Source organism: Mucilaginibacter daejeonensis, assembly GCF_020783335.1.
Classification (GTDB): Bacteria; Bacteroidota; Bacteroidia; order Sphingobacteriales; family Sphingobacteriaceae; genus Mucilaginibacter; species Mucilaginibacter daejeonensis.
The window spans coordinates 2249082-2266790 of the sequence record NZ_CP086068.1 but is presented as its reverse complement, the minus strand read 5'-3'; the positions used below and the strand labels follow the sequence as shown (position 1 = coordinate 2266790).

The 17709-nt window shown below is 43.5% G+C and carries 12 protein-coding genes and 1 tRNA gene; 1 reads left to right on the top strand and 12 read right to left on the bottom strand.

What is annotated here, in order from left to right:
• Window positions 1–32 precede the first annotated feature (32 nt).
• Entirely contained in the window at window positions 33–434 is a 402-nt protein-coding gene (locus LLH06_RS09485; protein ID WP_228173127.1) for an MOSC N-terminal beta barrel domain-containing protein, read from the bottom strand.
• A gap of 118 nt (window positions 435–552) precedes the next feature.
• Here LLH06_RS09485 and LLH06_RS09480 point away from each other — a divergent pair.
• Window positions 553–626, top strand: a tRNA-Arg gene (locus LLH06_RS09480).
• Window positions 627–864: 238 nt separating this feature from the next.
• On the opposite strand, the gene LLH06_RS09475 is transcribed toward LLH06_RS09480, so the two are convergent.
• From LLH06_RS09475 to LLH06_RS09425, 11 genes are all read right to left on the bottom strand, one after another.
• Window positions 865–1725, bottom strand: coding sequence for a transporter (locus LLH06_RS09475; protein WP_228173126.1), 861 nt, complete (start codon window positions 1723–1725; stop codon window positions 865–867).
• A complete protein-coding gene (locus LLH06_RS09470; protein ID WP_228173125.1) occupies window positions 1722–2387 on the bottom strand; it encodes a DUF6766 family protein in 666 nt (221 codons plus the stop codon). The genes LLH06_RS09475 and LLH06_RS09470 overlap by 4 nt, the downstream gene beginning before the upstream one ends.
• An 879-nt stretch (window positions 2388–3266) precedes the next feature.
• Complete coding sequence (locus tag LLH06_RS09465) at window positions 3267–3428, bottom strand: DUF3606 domain-containing protein (RefSeq protein ID WP_228173124.1); 162 nt, start codon at window positions 3426–3428, stop codon at window positions 3267–3269.
• A gap of 316 nt (window positions 3429–3744) precedes the next feature.
• Window positions 3745–5913: a TIM-barrel domain-containing protein gene (locus tag LLH06_RS09460; RefSeq protein ID WP_228173123.1), complete on the bottom strand. Its 2169-nt coding sequence runs from the start codon at window positions 5911–5913 to the stop codon at window positions 3745–3747.
• 327 nt (window positions 5914–6240) lie between these two features.
• Window positions 6241–7407, bottom strand: a complete 1167-nt coding sequence (locus tag LLH06_RS09455; protein WP_228173122.1) for a glycoside hydrolase family 76 protein — start codon at window positions 7405–7407, stop codon at window positions 6241–6243.
• A gap of 55 nt (window positions 7408–7462) precedes the next feature.
• The gene (locus LLH06_RS09450) at window positions 7463–8602 is read right to left on the bottom strand and encodes a SusE domain-containing protein (RefSeq protein ID WP_228173121.1); all 1140 of its coding nucleotides are present in this window, start codon (window positions 8600–8602) and stop codon (window positions 7463–7465) included.
• Between the two features lie 27 nt (window positions 8603–8629).
• The gene (locus tag LLH06_RS09445) at window positions 8630–10258 is read right to left on the bottom strand and encodes a RagB/SusD family nutrient uptake outer membrane protein (RefSeq protein ID WP_228173120.1); all 1629 of its coding nucleotides are present in this window, start codon (window positions 10256–10258) and stop codon (window positions 8630–8632) included.
• Window positions 10259–10266: 8 nt separating this feature from the next.
• Complete coding sequence (locus LLH06_RS09440; protein WP_228173119.1) at window positions 10267–13284, bottom strand: SusC/RagA family TonB-linked outer membrane protein; 3018 nt, start codon at window positions 13282–13284, stop codon at window positions 10267–10269.
• 491 nt (window positions 13285–13775) lie between these two features.
• Window positions 13776–15002 (bottom strand): L-fucose:H+ symporter permease, encoded by a 1227-nt coding sequence (fucP, locus tag LLH06_RS09435; protein ID WP_228173118.1) that lies wholly within the window; start codon window positions 15000–15002, stop codon window positions 13776–13778.
• Window positions 15003–15115: 113 nt separating this feature from the next.
• Entirely contained in the window at window positions 15116–16198 is a 1083-nt protein-coding gene (locus LLH06_RS09430; protein WP_228173117.1) for a glycoside hydrolase family 76 protein, read from the bottom strand.
• Window positions 16199–16228: 30 nt separating this feature from the next.
• The gene (locus tag LLH06_RS09425) at window positions 16229–17650 is read right to left on the bottom strand and encodes a glycoside hydrolase family 125 protein (RefSeq protein WP_228173116.1); all 1422 of its coding nucleotides are present in this window, start codon (window positions 17648–17650) and stop codon (window positions 16229–16231) included.
• Between the last annotated feature and the right edge of the window lie 59 nt (window positions 17651–17709).

Genomic DNA, 17709 nt, shown 5'->3' with positions numbered 1-17709 from the left:
ACGAAGTGATATGTCCTTGGCCCGCGTAGCGCTCATCTACAGACCTTAAACTGCCATCGGACATATATAAGCCTACACTTCAGATCAAGCCTGTTAGTGAACCAATCATCCAGAAGGGTACTTACGTAAGTGCCGATACACGTGTCATCCCAAACCTGAACTTCGACCCGTTCATCATCGAGGGGTTCAAAAGGGATGATGATCGAATCGTTCGTCGGTGAGTGCTTCACTAGAATGCCTATATCGGTTACGCTCAAATGGAATAAGGCCATTTGAGGATATTTACGTTGTGAAAGGAATCGATGCTCCTCATCGATCAGCATCCAGCGACGGTCGTATTTTAAGCCACGGCTGGTTAATTCGGCCTCTTGCAACGCGATAGCACCTAATGATTTGACCGGATAAATATAAATTTGACTGACCGTGATGTTCATAAAATGCACTAAGAAACAAAGATAAAGAAGCGCGTTAAACACGGAGCCAAAATATTCGCTCTACAGCGCTTGTACTTACCATCGAAATACTGCATATTTGCAACCGCAAAATATAGCAGGTCCCATAGCTCAGCTGGATAGAGCAACTGCCTTCTAAGCAGTAGGTCTCAGGTTCGAATCCTGATGGGATCACCGACAGTTGATCACTTATTCATCGAAAACCCTTAAACAGCATATTTAAGGGTTTTCTTATTAACGACGCCCAAGTGCTCTTATTAAAGCCAAGTTTCTGAACACTTGATTGAGCACCTACGGGTAATCTTATCCAAGTGAGGACTACCCTAGAACATTGACATTAATACGGTTATTTAAACCGGGCAGGTTTGAAATCACTGCTGTGATGATCTACTTAGTACGCGTTGCGATGTGTCTAATATCGAAATGCAAATCCCAAAAAGTATTCTTTTTGAGCGGTTCGTTGTAAACCGTAATTCAAGCCGGCATCTATTTTAACGTCGGGCGTGATCTCAAATTCCAGGGCTGCGTCTATAAAATTGCTTAGGTGGTGGTCTTTAAAATTATAAGTGTAAAAGGTCTCGCCAAATATCTCAAGTTTTTTGAAGAGCACATGGCTTATCACCAACGATTGCAAAAACTCTCCATGGCGTGCCTGCTCGTTATCATCTTTCAGGTAGTCGCCCTCGAGTTGCATGCCTATTTTCCAATCATTTGGTAATTGTAAAAGCATGGGCACCATGCCTCCCCACTCATATCTTTGGTTGTCAGAAAAACGGTTAGTGGGCAATTTAAGGTATGGCATAAGTGCGATGCTAAAGTTGCCTTCGTAATTACCCAGTAAACTTTGTTTGATACGCAGAGTAATGTCACCAAAACCTGAACCACGTTCAACTTCCTTGCTCTGGGTTGCAATGCTGCGCTCACTATTGAACGTTTGAAACATCACATGTAAGGAGGTATTTTTCAGCAATCCAAATTTGAGGTCGCCTTGGTTGTAGAGCCAACGACGCTCGCGGCTTTCACCAGTGTTCTGGCGCTGATGCCGGAGAAGGTCGGTCTCGTATTGAATATGGCCTGCATCTACCGTGTGCGGGGTTTCGGTCACATTGGGCCGGTCGGTTTCCATCTCTTCGCGTTCCAATGATCTGGGTATCGGGTTGAATAAATGATACGACCGCCTTGTGCTATCCTGAGCATAAGACAGATCTGCAAAAAGCATTAGGAATGCCGTTATGATAGCCAACTTCAGTGAAAAGGTCTTTAAATTCTTCATTTGCCGGTCTCCATATGAGGTGCGTCGACAGGTTTTGATTCAGGTGAACCCTTTTGACGTAGGTAGATCGTCAGGAATACGATAGATACGATAGAGATAAATTCACTTTGCCAGTTTTGGAATGTCTCGAACCAAAAGGTGGGATCGCCTAAAAATTTGATCACACTATCAGGCGGGCGGTGCATGAGTATCTGCTGATCATTATGATCCAACCAACTACCATACAGATGCAAACCCCAACTGACAAAGAATAACAAGAAAAAGCATATGGATAGTGAATGATTATATAATTTAAGCCATATACCACCCTTATTAACAGGCGCTGGCGCGTTAGGACCGGGTATTGGCTCGCGGTCCACATCCTCTTCTTCGTCCAGGCTTTTAGATTCGGCTGAACCGATCTGGCGTAAGCCTACAGTGAGTAATACATACATTCCCATTTGCAAGAACTCACTTTGGAAGTTCTCGAATGTTGCCGAAATGAAGTGCCCACTATGCAAATAAGCACTCAATGATAATTTGCTGCCGCCTTTTTCCAATATCTCCTGGTCATGCTCTTTCCACCCGGTAAGTATCTGCGCGATCAGCGTTATTATAAAAAGCCCCAGAAAGAAAAGCGTTAAGCCGTTTCTATACAAAAACGAGTGTTGTTTAGTGTTCATCTTAATGATACAACTTTATGAGCACATCAAATGTTTCATTCCCCAAAGTGCTAAAACGCATTGACAGGCAACAATATTTGGTTTCAAAAATTTCATCAAAATGTGTTCTTTGGAACTCAAAAATTCCTACATAGCTTGTTGGATAGTCATCTACCTCTCGTAACCGTCAGCAAAGACAGATCTGTGGCTGTCTAATAGCTTCGAGCTGCTTATTGATGTTGATCAGAACGCTTATAGTCAACATTTTAAGGCGCAACGTAAGAAAAACCTATTTGCCCTTTATATTGGGCAAGGGCTGCTTTGGCTTCTTCATTACAATAATCTTTAAACTAAAAGATGTATCAAGTCAGTTCATGTCGGTTTAAAAGTTCTGGCATTGGCTATCGCTATTATAATGACCAACGCTTATGGCAGGCAATACCTCTTCCCTGCCTTAATAGGAACTATTTCCAAAGCGTCATAGTCAAGTCCGATTAATCCTGTTACTTGCTACATAAGTGCATGCGCTGAACCATGTTGCAACGAACGACCTCAAGATCTTTTGGGGCACAATGCTCCCTATCCAATTATATTAAATTATTTATGAACCTGTCTAATCTAATATCACTTGCCATTGGTCTTGGTCATTGAGCATGTAACCAAGGCCATCGCTCATTTCGTGGACCTCATTCTGATATTTATTACTAAATCGAGTGTGCAGTTCACGCACAGGACCGCCGTTCTCCCTTTTAAGGAAGATCAGCAATGACGCCCTATTTGGGGCGATATATTTTAACTGCACTGTTTCACTTTCCTTCACAAATGCGCTACTCATACTGGTGTTTTTAGACACAAAAGCCCCGGTGAACGGGGCTTAGTGATCTTTAAATAATAACAAGATCATTTGATCTTTTTCTCTATAGCGCTGCGTTGATTACCAGCTGATCTTTTAGCATTCCATACCGCCTGTTGGCTGATACCTTCTTTATGCGCCTCATACTTGATCTCGTGTGGCTGATTCGATACCGAATTCCTTTCCACCTTTGTTCCTCTTGTGCTCATAAGTTAATTGTGTTTATTATAAGGAACAATTACTATTCCAATAGGTTTTAAAACACTTACAAAGCAACCGATGCCTGAGTTTAATGACCATGGCTGCCATTACAACTTTGATGACGATCGCCTCTTATCGAAGTCATCTACAGCGATCCATATAATTTCGTCCTAGTTTCAAACGGGCGCTTATCAAGCACAGTAAAGCCCCTTAAATATTGCATTCAAGAGGCTTTACTTACGTTGCATTTGGAGCTCCTTTCGTGTGCTTACGACTCTGACTAGTGTTTGTCCGAGAATGTTGATATTCAATGATTCGCGTTTTCTATCTCGTCACTACGCTTATGCCGTTCTTTAGATCACCGGAGCCCCTGTATGTCATGCGTTTATCGATCACTACCGCTTGTAATGCTTTTAGGTCTTTTTCAATTTTGTAATTACCTGTGCGTGAAGACACGATAATTTTGACGGTCTTACCTTTTTTAATGGCTTCAAATTTAAGTAAACTGTGATCGCCTTTTTTGTATGCCCAGCTTTGACCAGCATCCCAGTAGAGCTCTCCGCTAGCTTTACCTTTAGCATCAAGGCATACAAATAGTGTCAACGGAGCTAAAAGATCTTCTGTGGTGCTTTGAACTACTTTACCTGCAGGTATGATACTCCCTCCTTTTATAAAAAGCTTTGCCTGATATGCATCGGATCGATCCCCCTCAACAAGTGACAGGTTTTCCCAAACTCCTTTTGGCAAAGCCGGATCCTTAGCATATGCTGGTACCACTAACAATTTGTTACCTAATAGAAAGGCTTGATCCTCACTTCTTAGTCGCATATCTCCCGGATCATCAAAAAATACCGGCGACATAACTGGTAAGCCTGTTTTGTACGAGTTGTAAAATAGGGTATAAAGGTATGGCAGTAACCGGTAGCGACGTTCCAAGGCGATACGCGAAGTTCTTTCAATAGCACTTCCAAAAGCCCAGGGTTCTTTATCGTTCGTACCGGCACAGGCGTGTCCGCGAGCGAATGGAAGAAAGGTGCCAAAGCCGATCCATTGTGCCCATAGCTCACCACTGGTATTTTCTAAGAATCCGCCGATATCTGGTCCGCTGAACGGTTGACCAGATAGGCCAAGTGTAAGAGACATAGGTACCGACAATTTCATGAACCTCGGGTCGGCTAAATTGTCGCCGGTCCATGTGGCAGCAAAACGCTGCCCGCCTAATAAGTTCGCCCTTGTCAATACGAAAGGTCGTTTTTCCGGATCAGCAGCTATTATACCCTCTCTTGAAGCCTCTACCATTAAGCGGCCATAGGCATTATGATATAGCAGATGTGGGCCAGCTGGAAGATCGCCGCCACCCCGATGAGGTGTAGTATAGGGCATCGTTCCTAGCCTATGGTCAGCAGGCAGTTCATTATCGTTCACAGCCGGCTCATTCATGTCGTTCCATATTCCATCGATACCGGTCTGCATGAAGTTTTTGTAAAGGCCTGACCACCAGTTGCGGGTACGGGGCATTGTGAAATCAGGAAAAGCACAATCTCCCGGCCATACTTTACCGTGATATTCTTTCCCGTTGGGTTGCTTTACCCAAACATCGTTGGCGGTGCCAGACCGATAGACCGAATAGCCACTATCCACCTTAACGCCTGGGTCGATCATGTACACTGTTTTAAAACCTTGTTTATGCAGATCGTCGTTCAAGGTTTTAGGATCAGGAAAGTTCTTTTTATTGAATGTGAACACCCGGAATCCTTCCATGTAGTCGATGTCCATCCAAATAGCATCACAAGGGATTTTTTTCTCGCGGAATGTACTGGCGATCGATCTGACCTTTTCCTCGCTTCCGTAAGAAAAACGGCATTGATGATAGCCTAATGCCCAAAGAGGAGGCATCTCCATAGTTCCGGTAAGCTCTGCAAGCCCTTTCAATACTTCTTGTGGAGACCGTCGATCGATGACGTACACTTTGAATAGTGCTCCTTCACTGCTATACTCTATCTTGTCAGAATTAGTAATTAATACGGCTTTCCAAGAACTGTCAAAGATGATCCCGAAAGCTGTCCCGTCTTTTCGCACCCCTAAAACCCATGGATGAGTTTGGTAGAGACGCTTTCCGTTATCGGTGCCATATGCCCCATTGTCGGTATTCCAAAGCTCAATGCTTTGCCCATTCCTCAGTAACGGGCCGGTAACTTCACCTCCTCCATACAAGCTTATCTCCCCTTTTAAATCGAATACAGCACTCGCTTTTTCATCGTTCAAACTAAATTGGGGTCTTAGTTTCCAGCCTTTAGGAACCGGAGCTGTGATCTGAAATTTATGCTTTAAGATCAAGGAAGGTGTCTCTGATCGATCGAATCCTGCTGGGGTAAACACCGCGATCGATCTGGCGACAATACCCGAGGCTTTGATCGGGACGATCTGCGCGTCGAGTGTTGAACATGAAAGCAGTAAAAAAACAAAAAAAATAAGTCTATTGATTCTGATCATAATTTAAAAACGAAATGATACTGAACTTTTGCTGAAAGCAGGTCGAACTATTGGGATACTTTCCTTGGTCGTTACACCCTAAGACGGTTGATCATTCAAAGTGGAGTTATCCTACGGAATTTTATTTACGTCAATGCTCGACCGTATATTGAAATAAGGATAATGTGTGACTAAGTGCCAGACCGAGCTCAAGTTACCATATGCATGATAACTGATGAATATAGTATCACAAAAGCACTACGCCATCGCTTTCTATAATACAGTGATATCTATACAAAAGCAAAAAGCGCCGATCTATGTCGGACGCTTTTACTTTACGGCTTGATATTATTTGATTAGGCCTTGTTTATTCAATGTTGCAGCGGCTTCCAACATCATCAGACCGCTAATTTGAGTTGTCAGATCTACGGTAGCTCCCGGTTTGCTTTTCCAGTTGGAATTGATAAGCAATTGCGGGCGGCTTATGCCTTGCGTATACATTGTGGTAGCGTTAAAATTCAGGAAGTTAATTATGGCATCCTTATCGCTTTTAGGCACTGCAGGTTCCTGTACAAGTAAAGTAAGATACCTGATCAGGATCCCTTTGAATAAGCCACCGTCGCCCTGTCCCTCATCTTTTAACAAACCACCAGGCGATAATTCCAGATCTTTAATGGTCGCATTCGCGGTACGGATAGCGTCATTTAAAAAACCTACTTCGTTGGTGGTCTTGTAAAGCTCCAAGCCTGCGCCGATAAATACCCCTTGATTATAAGTGTATTTATTTTTTGTAATGGCCCCGTCGTTATTGTAGTTAACGCCATCCCAAAGTATCCCGTTGGCTGGGTCGACAAGTTTACCTTTAAGCCATTGGTATAACTCGCGGGCTATTTGAAGGTCGGCAGCATTTTTTTGTACTCTGTACAAACGGGCTGCGAATATGATAGCAGGAGCGTTAGCTGGTGTATTTTTGAAATAGTTGCGGTCTTTGGTCCAACCTATACCACCACCTTCAATGCTGTTACGACCGGTCTTGATATCGGTCCACAAAACATTCACTGCGTCAAGATATGCACTGTTATTAGTGACCTCGTAGCTGCGCAATGCCGACAATGCCAGCCATTCCATATCATCATAAAAATTATTCTGGAACTTGTAGCCATTGCTTTCTTTGATACCGTTCAGCAAACTTAGCATGCGTTGTTTGTATACGTCATTGTTGGTCCGGACGTAAGCATCTACCAAAACATCCAACACGTGCGCGTTTGGCCAGTAATGAAAAGTGGTTTTATCTGCATTGTTCTCTTTAAAGTACTTGCCGTTGGCTGCCAGAAAGCTGGTATAGGTACGATCTTGTACCGAGTCGGCCGTTGCAGCCCAGTTGTAGACCACGGGCGCTAAGGGCTTATCGTCGTACAGAGGCACTGCTTTATCTTTAAGGCAGGAGCTTGCTAACGTCATGAGCGATACAGCTCCCAACATAGCGAACGTTCTTGTATGATTCGATCTCATCATTATGCTGTTTTAATACCACTGCCGCAGGTCGTACCCTGCAGCAGTGATGGTTAAATTATTTAACAGTTATCGTATGGTTATAAGTGGTGGTAGCATTAAAGTTCACCGTAATGTCTACGTTCTTGTTATCGGCCCCCGAATTGAATTTAAATGAGTTGTCGTACTGATTAGCATCAACCTTTGTTAGGTTAAAGTAAGAGGCAGCTGTATTTGCATCAGGGCGGCTATTATCGCGGTTAACACTGCCGAACCACTCGTTGCTTGCGGTACCAGCAGCATCCTTAACGCTCATACGGAACTTATAGCGCTCATCTCTTCCCCAGGTCTCCTGACGGAACACAATCAAGGCGTTGGTTGCGGTCCAGACACCGTTACCTGCGTAATTCAGCACATGCAATACTTTATTTTCGGGCGAGAACCATAAGCCCAATGAGGTGATCTCGGTGAAAGTAGTGTTGGTTTTTTCGAACTCAACTAATATGCGGTAAACCTTGGTACTGCCAGTCACGGTAATATCGCCACCTTCAACTAAGGTGCTTCCGTTATTGGTGTAAGTTTTGGCCGATGCATTGGTGCCTGCTGCAAAGTGATAAGTACCAGCTTTTAGTGAGGTGTAGATCTCATATGAACTTGCGGTAAGCTTTTTGAATTTTAATGATCTTGACAGATCGGTACCGGCTTCAGTAGCGCTACCGGTCAAATATAGTTCGGTAGGAACTTCAGCAAAGCCAGCCGGACGCTCCACTTCAATTAAACGGGAGGTGGCAGACTTTTTTACATTTATGCCTTTAGATGCCCAAACCGTCCATTTAAGTTTACCGGTAGCTAATGATTTGATGCCAGCCATGTTCGCTATCTTATTCAGGTCGGCATCGCTGATGGTCAGCTTATTCTTCATTCCTTTTTCATCAGATGATAAGGAAAATAGAGGTTGTGAAAAATCACCGGTCTCTTTGTCAAATACAACCTCGTAAAGCACAAGGCCGCCATCTTCGGCACGTGCTTGCTCCCATTCAAAGGTTTGAGTTCCGGCTAAAGGATCAAGCTTGATATATTTATTGTTGGTGGGGCCGTAAAAATTTGTCACCTCAGATACGTTGGTGTTGCCAAGTTCTTTATCTTTTTTACAACCAACACTTAGGCATACGGTAAGCACCAGTGCCAGCATTCCCAGTTTATATATAATATTTTTCATGTTCTTATTTTTTAAAGTTTAAGTGAATTACCATCCAGGATTTTGAGTTAAGTTAGGGTTGAGATTCCTCTCCTCTCTTGGTATAGGCCACAGGTAATGCTTTGCCGGATCAAATACCCGCTGGTTGGCCCTGATGTATCCATTATCAACTGCAGCCGGTCCATATTTGGCGCCATGTGCCCAACCGTTCAGCACGGTCTCAGCTGTACGCCATCTTCTGATATCGAATATGCGTAAACCTTCCATACCCAGCTCGGTACGGCGCTCATTGCGGATAATGCTGCGTAAGCCAGCCTGACCGCCTGTAGCATTGTAGGTCAATGCTGCGGCATCTGTAAAACCTGCACGAGCTCTCAAAGCTCTAACGGTTCTGTCCCATACGTCGCTGGTCATCTGGCCTAACTCATTTTTGGCCTCAGCATACATCAGCAATATATCGGCGTAACGTATCAGGATCAAATTCAGACCCGACTGAAAGTTGCTCGCGGATGTTGGATCGTAGTATTTACGCAGATAATAACCTGTAGCAGATGCTACTGAACCAGGTGCATACTCATCCAACTTTGTGGTTTGATTGGGATCAGATCCTGGCTTTATATAAATGGTTTGCGTAGTGCCATCAGGTTTTTTCCACTGATAATTGTGGTAAACCACTGTTGCGGTCAAACGCGGATCACGATTTACGTAAGGGTTGTTCTCATCATAACCCGAACCAGCTTCGTTGATGGTCTTACCGTTGGTCATCAAATAACTATCGACTAATTCTTGAGTTGGGGCAAAGTTATTCAGACGTGCGCCTACTGATATTGGAGCATAATCAAAAAAGTTGCTATACGTACGCAGCAATGGCACATAACCCAGATCCAGGATCACTTCGTTATTGTACTCGTTCTGCGGTAAGAACAATCCTTCGTAAGACGAGAAGAGACTGTATGTGCCGTTTGTGCCCGACATAACCTGCTCGCAGGCAGTTACTACATCTTGCCAACGCCCTTCGTAAAGCAATACGCGCGCCTTCAGAGCCAGGGCTGCACCCTTAGTTATACGCCCTTTATCAGCATTTGCATAAGCTGTGTTAACAGGTAATATAGCTGCTGCCGCATCCAGTTCTTTCAGCACAAACTCTACTACCTGTGCCCTTGGTGTACGACCGATGGTCTTAGCTTCGTCAAGCGTGATATCCTTATCGAACAGTGGAACATCACCAAACCATGTATACAACTGGAAGTATTGAAATGCACGAATGAAGCGGATCTCGCCTTTCATGCGCTCACGCAAACCGGCATCCATACTGGTGACCTTATCTACATTCTCCAGAAAAACATTACATGTTTTAATACCTGAGTAGTGATTATCCCACTCGTTATTGAAACGGCTCAGCGATGGGTCATGTATACCGGCTGCTATCGAAGCCACGCCCTCATTGTCTCCCCTGCTATTGTAGGCATTGTCTGACAGTGCCTCATTCAAAAAGAAATAATTGTTGTTGAACATCTGCGAGTAAGCTGTGTTCAAAACTGTTTTAGCTTTTTCTGATGTTGTCCAGTATGTTAGGTCCGTAAAACGGTCCACTGGCGCCAGATCAAGCTTTTTGCAAGCCGAAAAGAGTATGAGCAGTGCCAGAGTTACACCTTTACCTTTTATATTTTTCATCATTGTTGTTTTTAAAATATTACATCCAAACCAAAACCTACATATACTGGCGTAGGGTACGTACGCCCACTATTAGCACCACCTGCACTTAGGCTATTATTGAATTCACTGGCTTCAGGATCTAAAAATTTAAGCTTAGATAGTGTGTATAGGTTCTGACCTGATAGATACGCTCTCAAACTTTGCATGCCGATCTTGCCAGCTAACTTTTTAGGAAGGGTGTATCCTAACTGCACATTTTTTAAACGGGCATATGCCGCACTGTAGATGTACAGATCAGATCCGCGACGGAAGTTATTCTCATTAGATGCACTGCCGTTAGCCGCCAGGCGAGGGTACTCAGCATCAGGATTGGTTGGTGTCCAAAAATCGAGTTGATGCTGGTACATGGTTTGGCCGTAGTTGAAGTGGAACGGCTCGACCAATTCGCCACGGACGAATGTGCTGCGTCGGCCAACCCCCTGAATAAATATGCTCAGGTCCAACTGCTTGTAAGCTACGTTATAGGTGAACCCGAAATTGTAACGTGGGAACGGATTACCCAAAACAAAGTTGTCACGATCGTTGATCACGCCATCCTTGTTAACGTCCACGTAACGGATATCGCCCGGAGACAGTGCCAATCCCGCTGGCTTAGGGCCCGCCGCGATCTGGTCTAACGTTTGGAAATAGCCATCACGTTTTAAGCCCACATAAGATTGGAAAGGCAAGCCGTTTTGTAAGATGACCTGCATCTCGTCGTATTTAGATAAGCGTGTGCCACCTTCATAATACAACACTTTATTCTTATTATCGCCTAAATTGAAGTTGAACGTGTGACGAAGGTTGCGACCACTCAAACGGTAATTGATGTTGATCTCCCAACCACGGTTTTGAACTTCGCCAGCATTATAGTCGGGTAAGCCAGAACCGAACACACCTGGTACCGCCGGAGGTATCAAAATATCCCTGGTATGTTTGTTAAAGTAATCTAATGATACCGTCAGCGTATTCTTTAAGAAGGTAGCATCGGCACCTAAGTTCATTGTAGCTGCACGCTCCCAACGTATGTCAGGGTTAGCAAAGGCAAAGCCAGTGCCGCTTACTGAGGTGTTATTAAAACCGTATGCGTTTTGGAATGAGGTGTACGTAGTTTGATATTGGTAGTTGCCAACATTTTGGTTACCTAAAATACCGTATGAACCACGTAGCTTGATATCACCAACGTTGTTACGGTATTTTTCCATGAAACTTTCCTGGCTCAAACGGTAACCTGCAGAGAACGACGGGAAGAATGCCGAACGGTTTTGCTTGTTGAACTTAGATGAGGCATCAACTCTGAAGCTAAACTCACCATAGTATTTATCCTGGTAAGAGTAATTGGCGCGGCCTAACAAAGAGTTTAAGCTTGTTTCGTTAGTACGCTGATTACTGTTGGATGAATTGGGATCGATCACCGTTTCTGAGATCGGTGTGCCCAACTCAGGGTCGGTGAATTTGCGGTATATGGTCGATTGTTCACTGTTGAATGATTCGTTAGATACACCAACCAACACATTCACAAAATGCTTTTTATTGAACACCTTATTGAACTCAGCCAAAAACTGGGTGTTCAACAACAGATCTTTGTAGTTCTCATCATTAGTGTTCCGGTCTGCGCCTGATACTCCATTTGGAAAGTAATCAACACGCAAGGTCCTTGCAAATTGGTGATTGGCGTTCAACGTTCCGCCGAATACACCACGCAACTTTAAAAAGCTGGTTACTGTAAGCTCAGCATTTAAGCTTCCAAAAATGTTGTCGTTATTGTATTTGCGGTAGCCACCTTTCTCTAACACGCCGAGCGGATTGAACTCACTCAAAACGCTATTAGTTAAATACCGGCCTTGATCGTCTTTCAACTGATAATACAAAGGTACCCTACTGGCATCTACAATAAGGGTCGATGTGCTGGAAGAATGATCTTTAATATCAGAATGTGCGTATGATAATATACTGTTCAATTTAAGCCTTCCATACTCGTTCGTCATGTTCAGCCTGTAGTTATAACGACGCAAACCTAAACCCGGCCCTACCAGGTTATTGCGCTGATCAACAAAGCCTGCAGAAACCAGGTAACTTGACTTATCAGTGCCGCCGCTTAGGCTTAAGTTATGGTTTTGCTGAAGCGCGTTCTTTAAAATAGCATCCAGAAAAAACTCCGTATCTCCTTGCTGCTGGAAATTACGTATCTGCTCAGCGCTGTAGATCACCGGTTGATTGGCGTTAACGTTAGCCTGATTACGTAGAATAGCATTCTCATACCCGTGCACAGGTTTATAGAACACTTTAGGGGTTTGCACACCAACTAAACCGTTATAGGTCACCTGAGTACGCGAATTCTTTTTACCTTGTTTAGTAGTGACTAAGATCACACCGTTAGATGAACGTGAACCGTATATAGCTGCTGAACCGGCATCCTTCAGTACAGATACACTTTCGATATCTGAGGGATTAAGAAGGTTGATATCGCCACCAACTATTCCATCTATCACTACCAGCGGAGAATTGTTACCGAGTGTGCTTACACCGCGAATGTTAATGTTGATGCCTGCACCCGGTTCGTTATTCCGTTGTTGAATGATCAAGCTGGGAGAAGTACCTTGTAAGGCTTGTGTTACGTTAACGGCAGGCTTGCCCTGTATAGCGACAGCTGTCACCTGGTCAACAGCGCTGGTGATCGATGCGCGCCTTTGCGTACCATACCCTACCACTACCACATCATTAAGTGCGTTTTGGCTGGTCGCGAGTTTAACGTCTATCTTAGCTCCTTTTGTAAAATCGCGCTCCAAGGTCGTATAACCGAGGGAACTAAATACTAACGTGCCTGTAGATGTAGGTGCATTGACCACGTAATGGCCGTTAACATCCGTCGCAGCTCCGATCTGCGTATTCTTGATCCGTATGTTCACGCCAGGTAATGGCTCGCCTTTTTCGTCAACTACCGTACCTTCAACACGATTAGTTTGCGCAAATGCATTTAGCATAAAAAAGGTAAGAAACAATACCATCAGGCAACTTAGTTGATGTGGCCTGGGCGTTAACGATCCGGATAATTTTAATCGATAAGTAAATATCCTCATAATTCGTTCTATTGGGGTTTATGTGTTTTTGTTGAAAAAGCGATGATCGTGAATGATCAGCTTCACGTGAAAGGAGCACTTGTTAAATATGGCTCACTGAGAAAGCTTACCGTACAAGCCCATAGCTTGCCAGCGCATGGATAGAAAGTTTTCATATAATTGGTTTTAATTGGTTATTACTAAGAGTTGGGCAAATAGTAATTCTTTTCAAAGATATAAACTAAATTGATTTAGCAAAAAAGTTGAAGTAAATTATTTAGAATAAATATTGGCCTCCAAGCACTGTGGATCAAGCTCGTTTAGCATGCTTAGCAGTTCCTGCGTTCAGGTAGATACCCAAATAGATAACATAGCTAAGAACTGCATTTCGTAGTGGTTGCCCACATGAGCTGGAGCGATCAGACAACAGAGACCTTTGGCTATTTGACCTTATAAAATTTTGTGGCAAAAAGTAAGATGATGGTATAACAAATGATAGGCAGATAATATGCTGTGGCTACATCATGATCAGCCACCTTCCCCATAATGATAGGAAAAATAGCTCCACCTACTACGGCCATTGATATAAAAGATGAGGCTTGCTGTGTTTGCTGCCCCAATCCCTTGATACCTAAACTAAAGATGGTTGGAAACATGATACTAAAAAAGAAGTTGATCATGAATAAAGCGGCAAATGAGATCCAGCCTAACCCCTGCGCTACTAAGAGGCACATTATAATATTGCCCAATGCAAATGCAGCTAATAGCTTATTAGGAGCGATAAAGCGCATTAAGTAAGTGCCTATAAAGCGCCCAGCAAGCATCATGATCATGAAAATGATCATGTAACCACTGGCAGCAGAATCGGTTAGGCCCATCTTGTCGTGCCCGTAGTTGATAAAGAAAGCCCAGGTACCGGCTTGGGCCGCAACATTGAAAAGCTGTGCTATTACGGCCCAAACAAAGTGGGTTTGCTGGAACAACTTTTTAGATGGTTTTGGCGCCACTTCAGCATGTACACCCTCTGTGATCACGCCATGTACATCGGTGATCGCAGGCACCTTGACCATGGCGAACAAGAATGCAGTAACAGCTATTACAGCACCAATGATGATGTACAGTAACTTGATCTTATCTAAACCAACACTCGCCTGCTCGGCAGCTCCGTTAAATATGAACTGTGAGCCAATGAGTGGGCCGATTATAGTACCCAACGCATTAAAGCTTTGGGCAAAATTGATCCGTTGATCGCTGGTATCCTGATGTCCTAATGAAGCCACAAATGGGTGCGCTACCGTTTCGAGTGTTGAAAGGCCACAACCCAAAACAAATAAAGCGATACGAAAAAATGTAAATGATTCCGCGTTTGCTGCCGGTACGAACAAAAATGAGCCTATAGCAAAAAGCGCTAAGCCGAGCAGAACACCGTTCTTATAACCAAAACGCTTCATGAATAGGCCTGCTGGAACACCCATGATGAAGTATGCGCCGAAGATGGAGAACTGAACCAAGCCAGATTGCGCCTTGGAGACATGCAGTACCTGTTGAAAATGCCTGTTCAAAACATCACCAAGCGATATCGCTATACCCCAAAATGCAAAAAGAGAGGTAACAAAGATCAAAGTGATAAGAAACTTCTTATCGGTAAAAGTTGGTTTAACGGTCATTATTGGTTTATAAGAGGTTTTGTATAACAGGTAGGTCGTTAATAACAGATTGGTAAAAGCATCAAAGCATAAATACTTAGTTGCTCAAATGCTATTCAAATTTCAGTGTTTGTTTATTTGATGTTCTTTACCTGCTCAAGTGTTGCATAGATCTCGATCATTGCACCCTGGTCGATCAATCTCTTCTCCTTTTTATTTCCAACTAAGTTGTGTTCATCACGTTCCTTTTCCCATATCGCGTTGGCATCCTGCTCAAAAAAAGTGATCCACTCTTTGTTTTTGTCAACTTTATAAAGCTCAACATAACCGCGTAGCATCACTGCATTGAACCAATACTCGTTAGGTAAGCGGCCATTTTTAAAAAAATGTGCCTTACCCGCTTTGGCCACGCGCTGTGCCTCGATCAAATGCTTTTTATCTTTAGTGATATTGTAAAGTAGAACAGCCGATTGCAGCATGGTGCCAGTGTTGTATGTGTAAGTAGCCTTGGCCAATTCCATCGATGGCAGTTTTACGTTGTCATAATATACGCCTTCGGGCGCCTGCAAATGCTTTTTGGTCCAGTTATAAATATCAAGAGCTGTTTTTAGATACTCCTTGTTCTTTGTCGCTTTATATAGTTGCAATGCCACCAAAACACCAGGGCCATTCGAGCAGGTATTTTTTGTGGTATTATCCTTTTCGCGCCAGTATATGCCACCACCGCCTACGGTATCTAAGCCACCGATCATAAAGCGATAGATCATTTTAGATGTGTCTAAGTACTTTTTGTCATGTTTGCGTTTGTAGGCATCCATGTAAGCGATGGCAATCCACTGATTATCATCATAATACAAAGTTGTAGTTTTTTCTTTCACCACATAGTCCTGATAAGCCGGATATGGCGGTGTCGCTCGATAATATTGTGCTATCGCCTTTTCAACAGGCAACATATATTTTTTTTGAGGCTCTAACACCTCCATTTCATTGGCACCTTGTATATAAGCACAAAGCGGCCATAGGTACGAGTGCGGATGCTCGTTCTTAGCCGGATCGGTGGTCTCGAAATAAAGATCTGACCTGGGGTCTTTCAAATTTGCATTAATGGCATTATACAGATCTTTTACATGACTACGGTAAGCAGATCGTTGCGCCTTAACTTCGCCGAAGCCTGCAGCTACAGCAAGTGTTAAAAATACCTTAATAAAGTTTCTCATGCTCGATTTATGATATTGGTTGTTATCTAGCTATGCGTTCAATAAGTGAGGCTTGGTTTTGTAAGTCTTCCATAAAAATTCGCCAAATATGGTATTTGTCCAGGCGAACCAGCTCCGGGTAAATTTTGAAGGATCGTTTTTATGGAAGGATTCGTGCATGAATCCTGTACCTCCATGTGTTCGCTGAAGCGTCTGTATGCAGTTCCTTATCTCATCATCATTAGTGCTTGTCAAACCTCTCGCTATGATACTAAGTGGCCAAACCATATCTTTACCAATATGCGGACCACCAATCCCCTCCGCTGCTGTACCCTTGAAAAAGAATGGGTTATCGTCAGATAGTAATAACTTACGGGTGTTTTGGTAGATCGAATCATTTACATCCATTGCACCTAGGTAAGGCATCGCTAAAAGGCTTGGTATATTGGCATCGTCCATTAAATTATAACTGCCAAAACCATTTACTTCATAAGCATACACCTGCCCGTATTTTTGATGTGTGACTACGGCATGTTGCTTTAATGCCTGTTCTACCTCTGTGGCCAATGCAGTGAGTTCGTTAGCCGTATCGTTATCTTTAGCAATAACGGTCATCATTTCTGATGCTTGCTTTAAGCTGGTCACCGCGAAGAAGTTTGAAGGTATCAAGAACGAATAGACCGTTGCGTCATCACTGGGCCTGAAGGCCGAGCAGATCAATCCAACAGGCTTCACCGGATAGCCGAAGCCTTCCATGGGTACCCCATCGGTAGCCCAGGCAGTTTTCCGTTGAAACGAATACGGACCATCATTCGCTTTACGCTGCTGTTCTTTGAAGGTTTTCAGGATGTTTTTGACGGCCTGCTGCCATTTATCATCAAAGGGCTTCACGTCATCCGTTTGTTTCCAGTAGTGGTAAGCTAAGCGTATAGGGTAGCATAACGAATCGATCTCCCATTTCCGCTCATGAATTCCAGGCTGCATTTTGGTAAGATCATGTGCCCACTCTCCTACTTTGTTCTCATCGTTGTAGAACGCGTTGGCATAAGGGTCTTTCAATATGCACTTTACCTGATGATTGATGACCCCAGCAATGAGGTCTTTAAGCTTTGCATCCTGTTTCATGAAGGGCAGATATGGCCATACCTGTGCTGTGCTATCCCGCAGCCACATCGCATCTATATCACCGGTGATAACATAGGTATCGGGTTTTCCGGCATTGATAGTGTAGGTAACTGTTGTATCCAAGGTATTTGGAAAGCAGTTGTTAAATAACCATGCCAGCTCTTTATTTTTAACATTTTTACTGAACTCGGCGATCGCGCTCTCAACCGCTGAACTAGTGAATCTTCGTTTGGCGGGAAGTGTTCGAACCACTTTAAGATCCGCAGGAAGTGCATAAGCAAAACCACTACTTAAAACACTTGCTGTACCTATAATAGTTGTTTGTTTAAGGAAGTTACGTCTTTTCAAAGGAGTATGATTTGTTTCAAGTTTACGCCAGTGTTTTAAAGAATTAGCATGTTATTGAC

Bases quoted from the DNA above. Each gene is read 5' to 3' on its own strand.
- LLH06_RS09450 (WP_228173121.1), bottom strand. From the start codon at position 8,602: ATGAAAAATATTATATATAAACTGGGAATGCTGGCACTGGTGCTTACC.
- LLH06_RS09485 (WP_228173127.1), bottom strand. From the start codon at position 434: ATGAACATCACGGTCAGTCAAATTTATATTTATCCGGTCAAATCATTA.
- LLH06_RS09455 (WP_228173122.1), bottom strand. From the start codon at position 7,407: ATGATGAGATCGAATCATACAAGAACGTTCGCTATGTTGGGAGCTGTA.
- LLH06_RS09445 (WP_228173120.1), bottom strand. From the start codon at position 10,258: ATGATGAAAAATATAAAAGGTAAAGGTGTAACTCTGGCACTGCTCATA.
- LLH06_RS09475 (WP_228173126.1), bottom strand. From the start codon at position 1,725: ATGAAGAATTTAAAGACCTTTTCACTGAAGTTGGCTATCATAACGGCA.
- fucP (WP_228173118.1), bottom strand. From the start codon at position 15,002: ATGACCGTTAAACCAACTTTTACCGATAAGAAGTTTCTTATCACTTTG.
- LLH06_RS09430 (WP_228173117.1), bottom strand. From the start codon at position 16,198: ATGAGAAACTTTATTAAGGTATTTTTAACACTTGCTGTAGCTGCAGGC.
- LLH06_RS09465 (WP_228173124.1), bottom strand. From the start codon at position 3,428: ATGAGCACAAGAGGAACAAAGGTGGAAAGGAATTCGGTATCGAATCAG.
- LLH06_RS09470 (WP_228173125.1), bottom strand. From the start codon at position 2,387: ATGAACACTAAACAACACTCGTTTTTGTATAGAAACGGCTTAACGCTT.
- LLH06_RS09440 (WP_228173119.1), bottom strand. From the start codon at position 13,284: ATGGTATTGTTTCTTACCTTTTTTATGCTAAATGCATTTGCGCAAACT.
- LLH06_RS09460 (WP_228173123.1), bottom strand. From the start codon at position 5,913: ATGATCAGAATCAATAGACTTATTTTTTTTGTTTTTTTACTGCTTTCA.